The sequence below is a fragment of the Vibrio cincinnatiensis DSM 19608 genome, assembly GCF_900167345.1.
Classification (GTDB): Bacteria; Pseudomonadota; Gammaproteobacteria; order Enterobacterales; family Vibrionaceae; genus Vibrio; species Vibrio cincinnatiensis.
Map to the genome: position 1 here is coordinate 146633 of NZ_FUXB01000001.1, position 19710 is coordinate 166342.

Here is a 19710-nt window from a genome sequence, read left to right on the forward strand (position 1 = left end):
TCGCTATCCTTATCCTTGGTGCGCGAATTGAATTGCAGAAATAACGGCTTGGGCTTTTCCTCGCGTTTCATCGGCTTCCGATTGTGGGTCAGAGTCATAAACGACACCGGCACCCGCTTGAACATGAGCAATACCATTCTCGACATACGCTGAGCGGATAACAATACAGGTATCCAAATCCCCTTCACCGGTTAGGTAACCGACGGCACCCCCATAGCTACCTCGACGTTCTTGTTCGACGTCTCGAATCAGTTGCATTGCCCGAATTTTCGGTGCTCCCGTTAAGGTGCCCATATTCATACAGGCTTGATAAGCGTGTAGCGCATCAAGATCGTCACGCAACTGACCGACAATACGAGAAACCAAATGCATCACATGGCTATATCGATCCACTTTTAGTAAATCTGCAACATGGCGAGTGCCCGCTTTGGCTATCCGCGCAACATCATTACGAGCCAAATCGACGAGCATCATATGTTCGGCGTTTTCTTTCTTATCGCAGCGTAATTCCAGTTCAATTCGGCTATCTAAATCAAAATCAATCGTGCCATCGGCTCGTTTCCCTCGGTGGCGAGTTCCGGCGATCGGATAAATCTCAATTTGGTTAGTGTGCGTTTCATATTTGAGTGCGCTTTCAGGCGATGCACCAAACAAAGTAAAATGCTCATCTTGCATATAGAACATGTAGGGGCTTGGGTTGCTCACTTTTAACTGTTGGTAAGCGGCTAACGGCGAAGGGCAGGGCAAAGTAAAACGGCGTGAAGGGACAACCTGAAAAATATCGCCTTGTACCACATACTGTTTGAGATCTTCGACTAAGTGACAAAAATCGTTATCACTGATATTGGTGGTCACCTCTATCTCTGCCAGTGTTTGTGCTACAGGTTGAGCTAACGATTGACTCGCCTGTTGTTTTATTTGGTTGAGACGCTGCTGTAGTGCGCCATGAATCTCAGTGTTTGCTGTAAAGGCGGTGGCTTGTAATTGGCAGCTTTCTTGTTGGTGGTCAACCACCATCAGTGTTTCTGCCACGTAAAAAACATAATCAGGGCAGTGATTAATCGCTTGAGCCTCACCTAATGGTTCAAAATTCGCCACTAAGTCATAGGCAAATAATCCACCGAGAAAGATGGCATGTTTATCTTGTTGGGTGAGGTCAAAACTGTGCTGAACCAGCCGAAGGGCATCAAAGGAAGAAGCCTCACGCAAACGAGAATCTTCATCAAGCGTATTGCACGGTGCGCAAAAGGTTAAGGTTAGAGTTTCTTCTTGCTGCTGCGCGATGACAGATTCATTGAGATGCTCCATCAGCACTTGAATTAAGTGGCGGCCGTTGTCGCTCAAGGCTTTAAATGTCACTTCATGACCGATACAAGTTATGCGTACTGCGGCATCAATCAGTAACAAACTTTTGAGATTTTGTTTGGAGTTGATCTCTGCTGATTCCAGCAGCAAGCAGTCTGTTTTCCCTTCACATAAAGCGTGAAAGAGTGCGGTGGGATCTTGTGTATAGTCCAGCGCTTGCTTGATAACGCGAATCGGTGCTGGTTTTTGTCTGTTCATGGTCTTGTTCACAAGACCTCCTTGTCTATTCAATACGGTGACGTTTTAGGGGCGATTTACCGCGTGTCATTTGTTTTGATTCAGCGAACAAAAAGCCCGCTGTGGGAGCGGGCTTTATCAATGCGTTGCTTAACTAAAAGTACACATGAGCCCGCCAGGCATTAACCCAGATACGCCACCCATTCAGTTCAGTATTGACTGATCTGAAATTAGATTTAGGGTTTGAGTTAAATTCTTGTAACATAGCAAGCCTTAGCACTGTACTCTCGTATTTGTGTACTAGTTAACTAGTGCGAGAGAAAAAAGTCAAGCCTTAATAATAGACAAAATGAAAAAATGATGAAAATTGACCTACACAGTCACACTACAGCATCGGATGGACGCTTTGAGCCCAACCAATTGATTGATCGCGCACTGGAATTCAATATCGATGTATTGGCGATTACCGATCATGATACGGTGGATGGTTTGTCTCCTGCTCATGCGTACATTGAAGCGGGTCAATATCCGATTACCTTGATTAACGGTATTGAATTTTCAACCGTCTGGCAAAATAAAGATATCCATATTGTTGGGTTGAATATTGACCCTGAGAATGTGGCATTAACAACGTTGATTGAAAAGCAAAAGCAGCACCGTATTTACCGAGCCGAGTTGATAGCAGAACGACTAGCCAAAGCGACTCGACCTGGGGTGCTGGAAGAAGTACAAGCGATTGCTGGTGATGCGCCGATAACGCGTGCCCATTTTGCGAAATGGTTAGTGGATGAAGGTTATGTAAAAACCATGCAGCAAGTCTTTAAAAAATATTTAACCCGTAATAACCCAGGTTATGTTCCCCCCACTTGGTGTTCTATGGCTGACGCGATAGAAGCTATTCATACTGCAGGTGGGCAGGCGATATTAGCGCATCCGGGTCGATATGACTTGACGGCAAAATGGCTTAAGCGCTTAATTAGCGCATTTGTTGAGGCAGGGGGCGATGCGATGGAAGTCGCTCAACCGCAACAGGCCCCACAAGAGAAGCGTACCCTTGGGGATTACGCGATACAGTATAATTTACTCGCTTCGCAAGGCAGTGATTTCCATTATCCTTCTCCGTGGATGGAGTTAGGGCGAAATCTCTGGTTGCCCGCAGGCGTTGAACCGGTTTGGAAAGATTGGAAACATCTTCCAGACCTTAGAGTCGAGAGACTCGATAATGAGGAATGATAATGAGTCAATTTTTTTATGTTCATCCTGAAAACCCACAAGCTCGCTTGATTAATCAAGCGGTAGCCATTATTCGCAACGGTGGGGTTGTGGTTTATCCAACCGATTCTGGTTATGCGCTGGGTTGTCAGCTAGAAAATAAACAGGCTTTAGAGCGCATTTGCCAAATTCGTCGCTTAGATGATAAGCACAATTTCACACTGTTATGCCGTGATTTGTCGGAGCTTTCACTGTATGCCCGTGTGGACAATACCGCTTTCCGTTTACTGAAGAACAATACCCCAGGGCCGTATACCTTTATTTTTAAAGGAACCAAAGAAGTTCCACGTCGTTTAATGAACGCAAAACGTAAAACAATTGGTATTCGAGTCCCTGATAATAAAATTGCGCTAGACTTACTGGAAGCGTTAGGTGAACCCTTGATGTCTACCTCGTTGATCTTACCCGGTAAAGAAACAACGGAAGCGGATCCGGAAGAGATTCGTGATCGTTTAGAGCATGCGGTCGATGTTATTTTAAATGGTGGTTACTTGGGAGAGCAGCCCACCACGGTTATTGATTTTAGTGAGGAAGAGATGCGTGTGGCTCGCTTAGGCGCAGGAGACCCGGCACCGTTTGAGTAAGGTGGTGATGCATAAAACGGATGCTTTTCTCCTGATAATTTGCCATAATGCGCGACCGCGATTTTAACGTCGCATATTGTCATTCGACGTCTGAGAAGACGACATCATAGGTAGATAAATGAGCGAAAAGTTACAAAAGGTTTTAGCACGTGCTGGTCATGGTTCTCGTCGAGAGCTTGAAGCTCTGATCCGAGCTGGACGTGTAAGTGTTAATGGCAAGGTAGCTGTTCTGGGCGAACGCCTAGACGATGAAAATGCGGTCGTACGTATCGATGGGCATGCAGTTTCGGCAAAAGCACAGGAAGAGGTCATTTGTCGTGTGCTGGCATATTACAAGCCGGAAGGGGAGTTATGTACTCGCCATGATCCAGAAGGTCGTCGTACGGTGTTTGATCGCCTACCCAAAATTCGTGGCTCTCGTTGGATTTCAGTGGGTCGTCTGGATGCGAATACCTCGGGTTTACTGCTGTTTACGACGGATGGTGAATTAGCGAACCGTTTGATGCACCCCAGCCGTCAAGTTGAACGTGAATACTTAGTCCGTGTGTTTGGCGAAATTAACGAAGAAAAAGTCCGTAATTTAGTTCGAGGTGTGCAGCTTGAAGACGGTTTAGCCCGTTTTGAAGATGTTGTCTATGCGGGTGGTGAAGGTATGAACCATACCTTTTATGTGGTGATTAACGAAGGACGTAACCGCGAAGTTCGTCGTTTGTGGGAATCTCAAGATACCACGGTCAGCCGTTTGAAACGGGTACGTTACGGGGATATTTTCTTAGATAAGAAATTACCACGCGGTGGTTGGATGGAGCTCGATCTTAAGCAAGTGAATTATTTGCGTGAACTGGTTGAACTACGTCCAGAACGAGAAACCATGCTTGATCAGTCTAAAGACAATACTTCTCGTAAGCGTGAGCGGTCACGTAGTCAGAAAATTCGTCGTGCGGTGCGTCGTCATGAAGAGCGTGTAACTACAGGTTCAACGAAACCGCAAAGCCGTACCACAAATGGTACGACAACCAATAAAACACCGACAACCAATGGTACGACAACTGGCCGTCGCAAACCTGCCTCAAGTACGCGTAATAGCGGTGTTGAGCAAAAAGGACGCCCAAGCAGCCGCCGCTCTCAAGGTGGAAAAGCCCCTCGTCGTTAAGTGTGCACTGTTGTCGTCAATATGATGGCTATCAATATAAGAAACCCGAGCATTACTCGGGTTTCTTGCTATTTCAACGCGAATTAAAATTATTTTTGTGTTTTAACATGGTGCTCATAACCAAAGATGAAACCATGATCATTAACATCAAAAATAACTTGAGTCACCGCATTTCCGCCTAATCCAGCGCTGAGATCCTCTGGTACAGATTCACCCGTCATGTCTGACACCTGTTCCATCAGTTCTAACACTCGTGGAGCATTCACGCTAAATTGGAATAAACCTTTGGCGGTCAGAGGCGAGGCTAATACACGTTGTGAGTTCGTCTCAGATCGTTCACCCGAGTAAAGGGCAAGGTGTTTATCATTCAATCGAGCTGAGAGTGGAGCCGATATTCCAGTTTCTGACTCTATGAGTGCGGAGAGATCCACGGCATCACCATTGGGCTGAAGTGCCAATTGTGATAGCTGAGGAATGAACATCTGAGCGGTTTGTAGTAATACCGCTGGGTTCTCTGCTGACAAGGTAAAGAGGAAATCGAGTTTCTCAAACTGTAGGGCAAATGGATTTTGTGTATCCAATGTCATGTCATTTAATGTGAAATGCATTCCTTTCATTCCATTTACCATACTCGCACCAAGGCTTAGCATCATGGATGGGTTGTCTTCTCCCATATCTTGCTGGATTTCCGACAGCCATTCACATTGATAAGTGGGCTGTTGTAGATCTTGCCAAATCATATTGATTGCAGGTGCTAATTTTTCAACATCCAATCCAAAGCCTACTTCAAAAATGCTGTCTTGTGCGGTCATTTGAGGCATGAATCCTCGGATTGATTTGAGCGCATTCAGAATGACTCGGTTATGACTTTCTACGACCACTTTCCCATCAACACTTGCTTGTCCATCTTGAGCAAGATAACGCGCGAATGAAACCGTTCTTGGCCAATGACCTGCGATGGTTGCTAACTCACTTTGGCAGCTCGGTTGGCGAATTTCTTCAATAAAGGGTTCTGGCGAGAGCTGTTGTAGCCTATCAATTTGCTGGGCCAGTAGATTACTGGCAGGCTGGGTAAAACCCTTAACCACTTCTTGGTGATCAAGGTAACCATAAGCCGTGTATTGCTTGCCATATTTACTTTTCAGGGCGGTTAGAATATTGCTGTCAGCAAAAGCCTTCTGAGGTTTGTCGATACCTAATGCCAATTTCAGCGGATTAACGTCTTGAAATAGAGGGACGTCAAGGGTAAAGGTGGCTATATTGCCATCGACAGCAATAACAAGACCGATATCTTCGGCATCTTCATGACTTAGCTTATAGCGACGATATTCAATATCATCCTGTTTGCCGAGCTGGTGAGAGGCTCCCGTCTCTTGCTCAGTTTTATCAATGGTGTTCCAGAATGCGTCGGTATTCTCGAGTTCTATCTTATAGACAGGGATCATACCTAAGGTATAAAAAACAGGTTTTACTTTATCAGGTGCACCTAAATACGCTTTCAGCGCCTGTTTATCAGTCGCGCTTTGTATGTAGCCTTCTAAGTAAGCAACAAGAAAATCTTGTTCTGGGGTCAGTTCTATACCAGTAAATAGATCATACAAACTTTCCTCAGAGGCGCCCATGGCATTGACATATTCAAAGTGATCATAGGCTTCTGTTTGCACTACCACCAATGGTGAGTCTGCGGGGATCAAGGAAAATAGTGGATCAGATGGAACGTTCGAACCCGAGCTATAATAGTAGCCACCCACTGCGACGGCAGCGACCGCTGAGGCAAGTAATAGTTTTTTCACTAGCAACTCCGTTTTTTTATCTCTTAATCCTTAGATAAAGAGTTTTTGTTGTAATTGAATCAATAAAGGTTATATCCATTACCATAGATGAGATGTAAAAAATAATGGCTATAGGGAAGGTATCATATATAAATAAACAACGAGATCAATGTGTTATTTATATCTTTGCTACATGCTGGGGGAGAATCGGGAGGTTCGTTCCTTTTCTGCCGATAAGCTCCCGGCAACGTTTTCTTGCCAAGAGCCACACGAGGAAAGGGTTATAAGGTCTGGTACAATTGATGGTAGCGGCCTTGCTGAGCAAGTAGCGTTGAGTGATTGCCTTGCTCCACGATTTCTCCTTGATCAATCAAACAAATCGTATCCATGGATTCTAAGTCGACCAATCGATGGGTAATAAAAATGACCGTTTTATCAGCAAAGTGTGTTTGCAGTAATGCCATGATTTGCTGCTCAGTCTGTTTATCTAGCCCTTCGGTTGGTTCATCCAGTAATAAAATTGGGCCATTATGTAATAAGGCTCTTGCGATACCAATACGACGTTTTTCTCCACCAGAAAGTTGACGGCCTCCATCTCCTAACCAAGTGTTTAAGCCTGAGCCATCGAGTAATTTACTCAAGCCGACATGGGTAAGTATTTGACAAAGTTCACTCTCTTGCGCGTGAGGTTTTGCCATCAGCAGGTTATCGCGTAGGCTGCCGTTTAGAATATCGACACGTTGGCTAACCACACTGATTGCGGAACGTAAGTCACTTTCTTTCCACGCGGGCAAATGAGTGCCTCCCAATGTAATTTTCCCTTGTTGCACATCCCAATAACGGCATAAAAGTTGGATTAAGGTGGACTTCCCTGAGCCAGTTTGCCCCACAATCGCTACTTTCTTTCCCGCAGGAACGGTCAGGTTAACGTGGTTTAATACCTTTTGTTGGCTGTCTGGGTAATGGAAAGATACCTTATCAAAACAGATATCATATTGATTAGAATGTGAGGTTGGTTGTTGAGAAAAAACGACCTCAGGCTCGGTGAGGATAATCTCATTTAAACGTCGAGCGGAGGTTAAGGTTTGCCCTAGGTGCTGGAAGGCCCCTGCAATGGGCATAAGTAGTTCAACACTCGCCATGGTCGCAAAAGCGATTAAGGCAATCATTGGGTCGGGTGCTTGGCCATTCACTCCATCAGCCGCCAGCCAAAGCATCAATACCAGAGCCCAACCATTTGCAAGCAGTAATAGGGCTTGAGCTAAGCCAGTAAAATGAGCATTGATTTTTTGGTTGTACAGTAATTTATCCTGTGCTGTAAAAACGGCTTTTCTATAGTGAGCTTCTGCCCCAAAAATAACCAGTTCACTGTAGCCTTGTAACCAATCTAAAGCTGCAATACGCATTTGAGCTTTGTGTTGAGTTAAACCTTGCCCGTTATTTTTCCCCAATAGATAAAAGACGGGAGGCCAGATAACTAATAAGCTGAGTAATATCCCACCGAGTATCAGCCCTAAGGTAAAATCAAACCAGCAGATCAAGGCAGTTAACGCTGCAATTCCTAAAACACCAATGGTCACAGGGCTAACTAGACGCAAGTAAACATGATCCATCGCATCAATGTCGGCCACAAGGCGATTTAATAGATCAGCATCACGTAGGTTCGAGATTCGACCTGGAATTAATGGGGCCAATTTTTTGAAAAAGAAAACCCGAAGATCCGTCAACAATTTGAACGTGGCGTTATGGCTGACGACTCGTTCTCCCCAGCGCCCAGCGGTGCGTTGCATAGCAAAACCACGAACAAAAGCACCAGGAAGCATGTAGTTGAATGTTTCTCGTGCAATGGTTAACCCAGCAACGGCCGCGGCCGATAGAAACCAGCCAGAAAGTGTGAGCAAGCCCATGGACGCTCCGAGAGTTAAAAATCCTAGCAACATGCCAAGCGATAGGCCAAACCAATGTTTTTTATACAGTTTGAGGTAGGGTAGTAAATCACGCATCTAAATTCCCCTTATCTGTTTCTTTTCTTGTTTGGCTCGCCGTTAACATGGAAGCAAACAGCCCGGTTTGCTGACTGAGCTGAGTAAAATTTCCTACTTGTACAAGCTGGCCATCTTGCATTACTAATATTTGATCTACTGAGCGAAGGGGCTCAAGTTGGTGGGTCACCAGCAGCGCTGTTTTATGGGCGATTTGCTTATCTAAGCTACGCATCACTAAGCGTTCACTTCGGGCATCTAAGCTGGCAGTGGGTTCATCCAGCAGCCAGAACATACCATCTTGAATCATCGCTCTTGCTAAGGCGAGACGCTGCGCTTGACCAACGGATAGCCCTCCGGATCGATCACTGATGGAGTAATCCAAGCCATGATGATTGACAAATTCACTAGCAAAAGCCTCTTCTAACACTTGTTGTAGCTGTTGATCATCAATTTGAGGTCTTCCAAGCGTGACATTGTCACGTATACTGCCGTGCAGTAATAGTGGATTCTGTCCTATCCAACTGATGAGTGAACGCCAAGTATGATGATCACATTGATTTAACTCTACACCATTAATGGTTAGGCTTCCTTGATAAGGCATAAAGCCAAGAATGGCATTTACTAGGCTAGTTTTACCCGCCCCACTGGGCCCGACCAATGCAGTCGTTTGCCCTCTGGATAAGGTAAAAGAGACGGGGCCAACAAGTGGATGCCCTTTGGGGCTAAATACGCACAGATCTTGAGCAATAATCTCAATGGGCTCTTGATTATTCAGTACCTGACTACCTGAACGTACTTTCTCAATATCAATGGCTAAAAAATCGACAATACTTTCAGCCGCCGCTACCGCTTGTTGTTTTGCATGGTAGAAAGTGCCGAGATCACGCAGCGGTTGATAAAACTCAGGCGCAAGGATCAGCACAAACAAGCCTGCAAACAGTGTCACCCCAGCGCCATAGTGGCCAAAGTTCAACTCTCCAATAAAGCTAAAGCCAAAATAAACTGCAGTGATAGCAATGGAAATTGAGGTAAAAAACTCTAATACAGCGGAAGAGAGGAAAGCGATACGTAATACATCCATCGTTCGTTTACGAAACACTTCGGATGCACCGCGCATTTGTTCGGTTTCCGCTTGGGTTCGGTCAAACAGTCGAATCGTCGTCATTGACTGTAAACGGTCATAAAAGTGACCAGATAAACGTTGTAGAGCCTTAAAGTTTTTACGACTGGCATCTGCGGCTTTAATCCCAACTAATGCCATGAAAAAAGGGACTAATGGCGCGGTGATCAAGAAGATTAACCCCGCAGCCCAGTTGACAGGAAAAACGACCACTAAAATGATAAACGGAATCAACACTGCCAGTGACATTTGTGGCAAGTAGCGAGCAAAAAAGTCGTGCATATCTTCGACTTGCTCAAGCGTTAAGGTAGCCCAAGCGCCTGCGGGTTTACCTTTAATGTAAGCGGGACCTAGTGTGCGTAACTTATCAAAAATCAGTTGCCGGATGTAGACTCGAATCTCTTTTCCGGCGTGAAAACCTGCAATTTCTCTGCCCCATGAGCAACCTGAGCGCAACGCCACCATGATAGCTAACCCTGCAAATTGAGGGATGAGAGTGTGTTTATCCACCTGTTCGATGATTAACTGGTGAAGAATTGTGGCGATAAACGCGGCTTGAGCGAGCAATAATAGGCTTGATATAACCCCTAACCCAATGGCAAATATAAGCCAGCGTTTGGCTCGTTTACTTTGCTGTTTGAGCCATATATTGAGGCTACGTTGCTTTTTCTTATCCATTTTGAAGGCTTATTGATAATTATTATAGGAACGGAAGTCCGCTAGTATACAAAAGAAAACCCAGCGGATATACCGCTGGGTTAGAGAGTTGCTACCTAAGATGGCGATACTTAGGGGGTATTGTCGTTTAAGCTGTCAAGATAGCGTTCCGCATCCAATGCCGCCATGCAGCCGGTACCTGCCGAAGTAATGGCTTGACGGTAATTATGATCCATCACATCACCAGCGGCAAAAATACCTTCTACACTGGTTTGTGTTGCATTACCTTCAAGGCCAGACTGTACCCAAATATACCCATCTTTCATGTTCAATTGACCTTGGAAAATATCTGTGTTGGGTTGGTGTCCAATTGCAATAAAAACGCCCATCACGGCCAACTCTTCACAATCACCCGATACGGTATCTTTTAAACGCACGCCTGTGACGCCCATTTCATCGCCGAGTACCTCGTCTAGCGTTCTTTCGGTATGAAGAATAATATTGCCGCTCTCCACTTTTTCCATCAGACGATTGATCAGGATTTTTTCAGAGCGGAAGCTATCACGGCGATGAATTAGGTGGACTTCTGCTGCGATATTTGACAGATAAAGGGCTTCCTCAACAGCGGTATTGCCTCCTCCAACTACCGCTACTTTTTGGTTACGATAGAAAAAACCATCACAGGTGGCACAAGCGGAAACTCCTCGTCCCTTAAACGCTTCTTCTGATTCTAAACCAAGGTATTTCGCGGAGGCTCCGGTTGAGATGATTAACGCATCACAAGTGTATTCGCTACCATCACCTTTGAGGCGAAAAGGGCGCTGAGAAAAGTCGACTTGATGGATATGGTCAAAGATGATTTCAGTTTCAAACCGCTCTGCATGTGTTTTCATGCGCTCCATTAAATCGGGACCAGTAAGCCCTTCGGCATCACCGGGCCAGTTTTCAACCTCTGTGGTTGTGGTGAGTTGACCACCTTGTTGCATCCCAGTGACAAGAACGGGATTCAGGTTAGCTCGTGCAGCATAGACAGCCGCAGTATAACCAGCTGGGCCTGAGCCTAAGATAAGAAGTTTACAGTGTTTCACGACGCTCATGATGACTCCGCGGTTGAATGCTAAAAAAGTTAATCGATTGTAGAAAATATTGAAGGTAATGAAAAGTATTGCAGCAAGTTATTGTTCTTCAGATGAATACCCTAATGCTTTCCACTGTTGAAATAGCATATAACCCACGACCAATGAGAGGCAGATATTGGACAGAGGGACGGCGAGCCAGACACCATTTAGCCCCCAAAATTGAGGTAAGATTAATAAAAATGGGACTTGAATGAGCATATTGCTGAGCGTGATGAAGGTCGCCTTATTACCTAGCCCAAGAGACTGAAACCAAGTTGCGGTCAAAACAAGGAAACCATCCAAAAACATGGCACATAAAAATAGTCGCATTGCCCAGGTTGTCGTTGTAAGCAAGGCCTCATCATTTGGTGCAATAAAGAATTGAGCAAAAAAGTTGGGTGACCATTGAATCGCCAGTACCAGTATCACGCCACTACCTAATGTAAACAAACAGGCAATTTTATAGGCGGCTTTAACTCGGTTTTTTAGGTTAGCCCCATAGTAAAAACTGCTTAAGGGCTGCATCCCTCCTGCCGTTCCTTCTGCCATCAAGTAGTAGAAAGTAATCAAATACCCCACAATACTGTAGGCCGCTACATGAATGGCTTGTCCATAATGCAGCAATAACATGTTATGTAACACAATCGAGAAACTGACATAGAGATACATCAGCATACTTGATAGGCCTGTTTTAAGAATATCGAGTACTGCCGAGTTTTGCCACTGAAAGGCTGGCCAAGAAAATGGTAATTGATTGCGGCGGCTAAGGAGATAGTTCAAACAGATAACGACAGAAATACATTCCCCTATCAGTGTTGCAAATGCTGCTCCTTGTAACCCTAGCTGGAAATAACCGATGAAGAGTGCATCGAATGCGATGTTGCAAAGCGCTCCTATTGCCATAGCGATGGTGGCTAAGCGAGGGGCTCCTGCATTTCTGATTAAAAGAGGGAGGGCGATACTTCCTAATACAATGGGGGCTCCCGCCATCATCCAGTAAAGGTAATCGGTACCTTGGTCATAAGCACCGCCAGTTGCGCCTTGAAAATCCAAAAATAGGGGGCTGGAAAAATGCAATAGGAAACCTAAAGGTAAGCCAACAACCATCAATAATAAGAGAGCATGCATCAAATAGTGACTGGCTTGAGATCGTTGACCTGCCCCCATTTTTAGTGAAGCGTGTGCGCCAGCTCCCATGCCTATCATCATTCCAAACGCGAGTAAGATGCCCACAAACGGCCAAGCGAGACTGATGGCGGCGAGACCATCCCCACCAATGAAATGGCCAATGAAGATGCCATCCACAATTTGATATGTCCCACTCACCATTAACGCTGCAATAGAGGGTAAGGTGTAATGCCAAAAAGCTTTTCCTACGGAGGATTGTTGTAAATTTATCATGCTATTTCTCATTTAATAGGGGCGAGATGCGAGTTGAGGAGGCTCCATTTCCCCTAAATCTAAATCACGGCAAGCTTTGCTCAGCAACTGTTCTAATTGCGTTAGCTCATCGTAAGTTAATGTTTGCTGAAAATGCTCAATGGCAGATTGATAGACATGGCTTTCATACTGCTGCATCACTAACATCTTTGGGCTGGGTAGCAGTCGCTGTGCTCGAGCATCTTCTGGGCAAGGTTTGCGAATGATATAGCCTTGTTTTTGCAGTTTGTTGACCATTGTACTTGCTGATGCCTTACTGACTTTCATCAGCTCAGCCAGTTCGGTTAAGCGTAGCCCTTTGTCTGAATGAGAAAGAAGCGTATAGATATATTGTAATTCACTGCTGGTGAGATCTAAGTTGCCATTATGTTTTGCCTGTTCACGCCAGTGGTGCCATAAATGCCACTCTAACCTTTGTAGGCTGTATCTTAAATCCATAGGAAGCTGACTCTGGTGGGTTTATTTAAACTTTAGTTAGTCTAACTAACAATATTTTTGTCTACAAGCGGTAAATTCAGATTGGGAGAGGGAATGTCGATACGGTTTTTATTTATGTCATGAGCATTCGCAAAGACTTAAACCGTCAGCCAAACACTCTCGATAGTATGTATCCGTCATCCTAGGCAAGTACAGAAGAGGTGATCTTCTGCTCAGAGGGTTTAGGTGGCATAACGTTTAATCATGGATCACTTCCACTTCATAAGCGGTAAATTTTCGAATATTGATGACCCCACTATCAAAAATTAAATATTGCCCCTTAATACCTTGTAGTTGTCCTGTTACCCGCGGTTGTTTATCAAAATTGTGCGAGATAATTTTGCTTGGGTGTTGTTGAATCGGATACTTCATCTCTGTCGTGCTGTGGTTGATTTCTGTAACCGCATCCTCGCCAAACTGCCGTTTAATTTCGGTAATTTTTTTATCCAAAAGGGGCTTGAGTGCTTCAGCTCTTTCCACGAGAGCCAGTGGCGATCCTTCTTCTTTTAAGAGTGTCCGCCAGTTGGTCTTATCGGCAATATGTTTGGCGAGTTCAACCTCAATTAATCCAGAAATGTGACGCGTTTTGACCTGATAGATAGGTAAACCCTGCGTGGCTCCTTGATCAATCCAGCGTGTTGGAATCTGGTTATGGCGTGTAATGCCGACTTTCAAGCTAGAGGTATTAGAAAGGTAAACATAGTGATCAACCATGCAGTGAGTCTGTGCCCATTCAGGCTCTCGGCAAGTTCCTTGATCAAAATGGCACGTTTCTGGTTTCATTATGCACATGTCACAGCTGGCTAGTTTTTTCATACAAAGAAAGCAATGGCCTTGTGAATAACTTTTTTTGGTTTTCTTTCCGCAAGCACAGCAATAAATATTACCTGTATGCTGTAGGGTGAGTGTTTTGCCAATCAAGGGATTGAGATCGATAAAATGCTCACCAACGGGCAGTTGATAATGAACCTGGGTATCAAGATGGGTGCGCATTTTATGCAATACGCCGCAAACAGTGAAAGACATGGTATGACTCATTGGGTTAAATGCGGGTGACTCATTTTTTTGAGTCGTGAATGGTACCAATTAATTTAATGGTGACTCTGATATGGGCTCTTCTATGAATTTTTCTAATATTATCGGTTCTTTAGGGCCTAAAAATTTAGGCTGAGTATCAAATAGATAAAGATCTAAAAATGCCTTGGTTCTGGCAAAGACTTCTCGCAGACGAACTTTAAAGCCAGAAGCGTTGCTTGGGCCCGGAACCGCTAGACAGGTTGCGTTAATATTATGGTGCTTAGCAATAAATAAGGCACGTTCACAGTGAAAGCGTTGAGTGATGATTAAAAAATCATCGGTATCAAAAATATGTTTAGCGCGCACAATGGAGTCGAGGGTTCTAAATCCGGCATAATCAAGATAGATGACCTCATCCGGCACCCCAGCTTTGAGTAGATCTCGCTTCATGGTCCATGGCTCGTTATATGAACGGTGAGCATTATCGCCACTGAGTAAAAAATGGGTCACTTTCTGCTGTTGGTATAGTTCAATGGCGGCATCAATTCGATGTAGGTAATAGGCATTGAGAGTCCGACCGAGATATTTACTGGTACCCAGTACAACGGCAACTTGAAAATGAGGCAGTTGCTGGGGGTTATTGATAATCTGATCTTGTGCTTTCCAACTGACCCAGCGGTCGAGGCTAAAAATGACGATCATTACCGTAAGGCTGACTAAGCCTAGAATGGTGATGCCTCTACGTAACCAAAAGCCAATTCGCAGGCGGCGAATAAGCGGAAAAATGGTTAAATTTGACGATTTTTTTGTGCCCATAGGCCTATCACGACAAAGCTGATGATAACAATGCTAAACATCATGCCTCGCTCTAAATGAGAAAGTGTCCGAGTTAAGTAAGGGCTCGCCTTAACAATGATTAATCCATAACCAAATGCGTTGATAGCAATAAAGGCCAGTGTTCTCAGAATAAAGTGTTGATTTAACATTATCCGACGTAACAGGGCATTAATTTCTCCACCCAGCATGACCAGTAAACAGGCAATGAGTGCCATTGAAATCTCAGCAAGGTAAGGGGCGATATAGTGGCCAGCAGGGGCAAAAAAACTCAGCATATCTGTGCTCTAGTAACAAAAGCCCCAAACAGGGGCTTATCTCTATTTTTCATGGTGAGAGGGAGCCTACTTGGCTGACTCTCTCACCTTTTAACGGGCTGTAATCCAATTAGAAAGCAGTACGTTTGTATCGACGATAAGAAGGCTGCCAGAAATGTTGCTCGATAGCAACCTCTAGAGCCTCATCGGTAATTTCTAAAGCGACACCTTGTTCAATGGCTTTTTTCGCTACCGCTACCGCGATTTTTTTCGAGACCGAATGGATGGACTCTAACGGTGGAAGCAGTGGACCGTGACCGTTGATCGCTAATGGAGAGCATAAAGCCAGTGCTCGGCTCGATTCCATTAACATTTCGTCGGTCACCCGTTTCGCGCCGACAGCGAGGACACCAAGCCCAATACCAGGAAAAATATAACTGTTGTTACATTGTGCAATGGCATAAGTTTTACCGTCATGTAAGACGGGATCAAAAGGGCTACCGGTGGCGACTAACGCTTCACCATTCGTCCAGCGAATAATATCAGCAGGTGTTGCTTCTACTCGGCTGGTTGGGTTGGAAAGTGGGAAAATAATTGGACGTGGGCAATGAGCATGCATCGCTTTAATCACTTCTTCACTAAATAAGCCAGGAGCTCCCGAAACACCAACCAATACCGTGGGTTTTGCCTGACGAGCGACATCGAGAAGAGAATAGCCATTACCTTCCGATTTCCATTTCTTCGTGTTGGCTTTTTTCTGAACTAAGCGTTGTTGGAAATCGAGTAAATTAGGCATTCCTTCTTCCAACAAGCCCCAACGGTCTACCATATAGACTTGAGAACGGGCCTGTGCATCGGAAATACCTTCTGAAACCATCTGGGCGATGATGGCTTCGGCAATCCCGCAACCAGCAGATCCTGCCCCTAAGAAAGTAATACGTTGTTCAGACAACTTGCTTCCTGCCGCTTTACATGCTGCGAGTAGTGAACCCACGGTGACTGCTGCTGTGCCTTGGATGTCGTCATTGAAGCAGCAGATGCGATTTTTATAACGCTCAAGTAGGGGCATGGCATTTTTTTGTGCAAAGTCTTCAAACTGAACTAAGGCTTCTGGCCAGCGACGTTGTACGGCTTGAATAAATTCTTCAACAAAATTGTCGTATTCAATGCCGGTAATGCGTGGGTGACGCCAGCCCATATACATAGGATCAGCCAGGCGTTGTGGGTTGTTTGTACCTACATCTAACACGATGGGTAAAGTATAGGCTGGGCTAATGCCTCCACAGGCGGTATAGAGTGATAGTTTTCCGATAGGAATCCCCATGCCACCAATACCTTGGTCACCAAGCCCTAAAATGCGTTCACCATCGGTGACAACGATGACTTTAACGTTATGGTTTGCTGCATTGTTTAGTAAGTCATCAATACGATCACGGTTAGCATAAGAAATGAACAAGCCGCGACCACGACGATAAATATTTGAAAAGTTTTCACATGCCGCCCCGACGGTAGGGGTGTAGATGATCGGCATCATCTCGGAAATGTGATTTTGTACTAAACGATAAAATAAGGTTTCGTTGGTATCTTGGATATTACGTAGATAAATATGCTTATCCATATCGCTTTCAAAGCTACAGTATTGTTGATAAGCACGAACCACCTGTTCTTGGATGGTTTCTGTTGACTCGGGTAACAAACCTTCTAAGTTAAAAGAGGCACGCTCTTCTGCACTAAAAGCGCTGCCTTTATTCAATAAAGGAGTACTGAGCAGGGCAGGGCCCGCATAAGGAATGTAAAGCGGACGTTTATCGTTATTCATTTTTCGACCTATAGTAGGGTGATGGGAACAAGGAACTCAAAAATGATAACGGCTTATCGACTCGCTTGTAAATAGAGAAGCCCTAACCTTCCGCTGATTATGTTAATTAGGGCTGATAACCGATCTCAGACCAACGAAAAGGGACGAAAAGTGACGTATTTTCCGTTACTATTGACCCACCTCTCTTGCCTATATTCTTGTGCACTATGCCTCATCTCCCGATTCAATCTTTATACTCCGATTTTTTATCTACGCTCCCTCATCAGCATCTTGTTGTAGAGGCACAAACGGGCTCAGGTAAGTCTACCTGTTTACCACTATGGGCCGCACAACAAGGGCGAGTGTTGGTGATTGAACCAAGGCGGATCGCTTGCACTTCTCTTGCCCAGTTTTTAGCAGAGCAACATTCTGAATCCGTGGGTCAAACAGTGGGCTACGCCATTAAATTGGAGTCATGTTATAACGAGCAGAGTCAAATCGTGTTTGTGACTCCCGGGGTTGCTTTACGGTGGTTGGCGGAAGAGGGGTTGGCGACATTTGATATCGTGATCATTGATGAATTTCATGAGCGGCGTTGGGACAGCGATCTGCTGCTGGCGCTACTGCGTGAACAGGCAAATAAACGTTTAGTGGTGACCTCTGCCACTCTGGAAGGAGAGCGCTTAGCGCATTACCTGAATGCCAAACGCCTACAAGCGGATGGACGGCAGTATGAAGTGGTGATTGAATATCACAGTAAAGAAAGCCACCAATTACCGGCAAGCTATCGGTTGGCTGAACGAGTGGTACACGAAGTGCGACATGCGAGAGAACACACTCCCGCCGATATTTTGGTTTTCTTACCTGGGCGGAAGGAAATCAGTCAGTGCCAGCAATTATTAGCGGGGCAGTCTTCTTTATTGGTTGTACCGCTGCATGCTTCCGTTAGTGAGCAAGATAGGCATCGAGCGCTCAATCCACAGCCTCAGCAGAAGGTGGTGCTGGCTACCAATGTTGCCGAAACCTCGTTAACCATTCCGAATATTGCTTATGTTATCGATAGTGGACTAGAGCGAAGAACCGAACAACGAAATGGTCGCACAACACTCACGTTAAAAGCCATTTCCAAAGCCAGTGCGCAGCAACGGGCGGGACGCGCAGGGCGTGTGATGAATGGGGTGGCGGTGCGTCTATATGGCCAACATGCAGCATTAGAGGCAGTGACTCCCGCTGAAATGCAGCGAGAATCGCTACTTGAGCCTATGCTGGCATCAGCCAGTTGTGGCCGACCTATTACGCAGTTAACGTTTCTTGAGTCATTACCAGAAAAATCGCTACAGCAAGCCTTTGAACAGTTAGTGACCATGCAAGCGATCAGTGAAAATGGTGTGATTACTGAGCATGGACAAAAAATAGCGCCACTGCCGATAGATGCGCTTTATGCTGACTTAGTTGCCCGTATGGCAGAGAAAAGCTTACAAGAAGCGATGATCGACCTTACCGCGGCGTTATCTGTACCAGCCAGTTTATACACATTGCTGCCTAGTGAAGAGCAACGCGAAAAACTGAACCAACAAGAACCGCTGCGCTGTGATGCCCAGTTATTGATTCAACTGGTTCGTGGAACCGTCTTTGAGGGTATTAGCATTGAAACGGAGGCATTACATGAAGCGCAAGGCTTGGCCGAACAGATGCGGCAGATCTATCAATTGCCCCAGTTGGAAGTGGCTTCTCGATATTCTCACCAGCAACTGGCTTATGCCATTGCCCGTATACATCCCGAGTTGCTTTTTGTACGTAGAGTTCGACGTAAAGAGGCCATGGGGAATGGAAAAATGGAAGTGTTGATTGGTCGAAATAGTCGATTCTCTACTGAGCATGAAGCGGCATTAGTTCTGGATCACCACTCACTTCCTGGTCGGGGAATCAAGCAAACAATGACGTTAGCTACGGTGATGATGCCGATAGAGCAACAAGCCATTGAGCATTTAGACTTGGGGGAGTGGCGGCAAGCTGAAACGGAATCACAAGATGGCACGCTTTTGACGGTGTTGAAACTCTACTATGCCGGGCGGGAGATAGCGCAGAAACAGGTCCAAGCTGAAGGCGAGTTGGCCGTAAAATCTTTACTGGATATGGTGACGAGCGAGCAGTGTTTTCCCGGTTTTGCCAAGCAGCGTCAGCAGGAAATTTTACTCTGGAAACTGTATGTCGATTTAGGTTTAGACAGTGCGACTCATGAGCACCACTCAATCACATTTGAGCAGTGGTTTACCGACCAACTGACTCAATTGGGGATCCATTCATTAGCCGAACTTGAGCTATTTAGTGCCGATGATTTCCCCTTTGAAGGCATACCTTACTGGGAGAAAGCAAACTTTTCGGAACGTTATCCTTTTGAGTTGTATTTAGGCGATTTACAACTCTCAGTTGAATACCATCCTAAACGAAAGTGGATCTATGTTATCTACCAGAGTGGGCTACGTAAAACCGCCCCTAAACGTTGGGAATTACCGCGCTGGGAGGGTTATCGGATTCAATTTAAGAAAGCAAGCCGAGTGATTGATATTTACTAAGATTTCTTTACCATTCGAAATATTAATCAACAAGACACATATTGAGGTGGATTTGTACATAGCTTGTTATTACCTTGGTTTTTATATTCCTCGTCGTTTGAATTCGTA

At 45.1% G+C, this 19710-nt stretch carries 16 protein-coding genes and 1 other annotated feature; of the genes, 4 read left to right on the forward strand and 12 right to left on the reverse strand.

Features of this window, described 5'->3' with window-relative positions:
• Positions 1-9: 9 nt before the first annotated feature.
• Together B5D54_RS00710 and trpL2 are read right to left on the reverse strand one after the other, a co-directional pair.
• Positions 10-1563: an anthranilate synthase component 1 gene (locus tag B5D54_RS00710; RefSeq protein WP_422398709.1), complete on the reverse strand. Its 1554-nt coding sequence runs from the start codon at positions 1561-1563 to the stop codon at positions 10-12.
• Positions 1564-1649: 86 nt separating this feature from the next.
• Positions 1650-1750 (reverse strand) — a sequence feature (Trp leader region).
• Positions 1697-1807, reverse strand: a complete 111-nt coding sequence (gene trpL2, locus B5D54_RS17520; protein WP_078924556.1) for a tryptophan operon leader peptide — start codon at positions 1805-1807, stop codon at positions 1697-1699. (Overlaps the previous feature by 54 nt.)
• Positions 1808-1902: 95 nt before the next feature.
• Here trpL2 and rnm point away from each other — a divergent pair, with 95 nt between their 5' ends.
• From rnm to rluB, 3 genes are all read left to right on the forward strand, one after another.
• Entirely contained in the window at positions 1903-2775 is an 873-nt protein-coding gene (gene rnm / locus B5D54_RS00720; RefSeq protein ID WP_078924557.1) for an RNase RNM, read from the forward strand.
• 2 nt (positions 2776-2777) lie between these two features.
• Complete coding sequence (locus tag B5D54_RS00725; protein WP_078924558.1) at positions 2778-3398, forward strand: L-threonylcarbamoyladenylate synthase; 621 nt, start codon at positions 2778-2780, stop codon at positions 3396-3398.
• 118 nt (positions 3399-3516) lie between these two features.
• Complete coding sequence (gene rluB, locus B5D54_RS00730) at positions 3517-4551, forward strand: 23S rRNA pseudouridine(2605) synthase RluB (protein WP_078924559.1); 1035 nt, start codon at positions 3517-3519, stop codon at positions 4549-4551.
• Between the two features lie 89 nt (positions 4552-4640).
• Here rluB and B5D54_RS00735 read toward each other — a convergent pair whose 3' ends face one another.
• The 10 genes from B5D54_RS00735 to B5D54_RS00780 form a co-directional block, all read right to left on the reverse strand.
• Positions 4641-6344, reverse strand: coding sequence for a hypothetical protein (locus B5D54_RS00735; protein WP_115174004.1), 1704 nt, complete (start codon positions 6342-6344; stop codon positions 4641-4643).
• Positions 6345-6604: 260 nt separating this feature from the next.
• The gene (gene cydC / locus B5D54_RS00740; RefSeq protein ID WP_078924561.1) at positions 6605-8326 is read right to left on the reverse strand and encodes a heme ABC transporter ATP-binding protein/permease CydC; all 1722 of its coding nucleotides are present in this window, start codon (positions 8324-8326) and stop codon (positions 6605-6607) included.
• Positions 8319-10106: a heme ABC transporter permease/ATP-binding protein CydD gene (cydD, locus tag B5D54_RS00745; RefSeq protein ID WP_078924562.1), complete on the reverse strand. Its 1788-nt coding sequence runs from the start codon at positions 10104-10106 to the stop codon at positions 8319-8321. The genes cydC and cydD overlap by 8 nt, the downstream gene beginning before the upstream one ends.
• Before the next feature lie 110 nt (positions 10107-10216).
• Positions 10217-11182: a thioredoxin-disulfide reductase gene (gene trxB / locus B5D54_RS00750; protein ID WP_078924563.1), complete on the reverse strand. Its 966-nt coding sequence runs from the start codon at positions 11180-11182 to the stop codon at positions 10217-10219.
• Positions 11183-11260: 78 nt separating this feature from the next.
• Positions 11261-12604: an MATE family efflux transporter gene (locus B5D54_RS00755; protein ID WP_078924564.1), complete on the reverse strand. Its 1344-nt coding sequence runs from the start codon at positions 12602-12604 to the stop codon at positions 11261-11263.
• Positions 12605-12616: 12 nt separating this feature from the next.
• Positions 12617-13081 carry a MarR family winged helix-turn-helix transcriptional regulator gene (locus B5D54_RS00760; protein WP_078924565.1) on the reverse strand — a complete coding sequence of 155 codons (465 nt, stop codon included), beginning with the start codon at positions 13079-13081 and terminating at the stop codon, positions 12617-12619.
• Between the two features lie 237 nt (positions 13082-13318).
• Complete coding sequence (locus tag B5D54_RS00765) at positions 13319-14146, reverse strand: DUF2797 domain-containing protein (protein WP_078924566.1); 828 nt, start codon at positions 14144-14146, stop codon at positions 13319-13321.
• Positions 14147-14206: 60 nt separating this feature from the next.
• Complete coding sequence (locus B5D54_RS00770; protein WP_407834921.1) at positions 14207-14839, reverse strand: SanA/YdcF family protein; 633 nt, start codon at positions 14837-14839, stop codon at positions 14207-14209.
• A gap of 86 nt (positions 14840-14925) precedes the next feature.
• Positions 14926-15249 (reverse strand): DUF3392 domain-containing protein, encoded by a 324-nt coding sequence (locus B5D54_RS00775; RefSeq protein ID WP_078924568.1) that lies wholly within the window; start codon positions 15247-15249, stop codon positions 14926-14928.
• A gap of 109 nt (positions 15250-15358) precedes the next feature.
• Positions 15359-17047: an NAD-dependent malic enzyme gene (locus tag B5D54_RS00780; RefSeq protein WP_078924569.1), complete on the reverse strand. Its 1689-nt coding sequence runs from the start codon at positions 17045-17047 to the stop codon at positions 15359-15361.
• 206 nt (positions 17048-17253) lie between these two features.
• Between B5D54_RS00780 and B5D54_RS00785 the strand changes: the two genes are divergently transcribed.
• Entirely contained in the window at positions 17254-19602 is a 2349-nt protein-coding gene (locus B5D54_RS00785) for a helicase-related protein (RefSeq protein ID WP_078924570.1), read from the forward strand.
• Positions 19603-19710 lie beyond the last annotated feature (108 nt).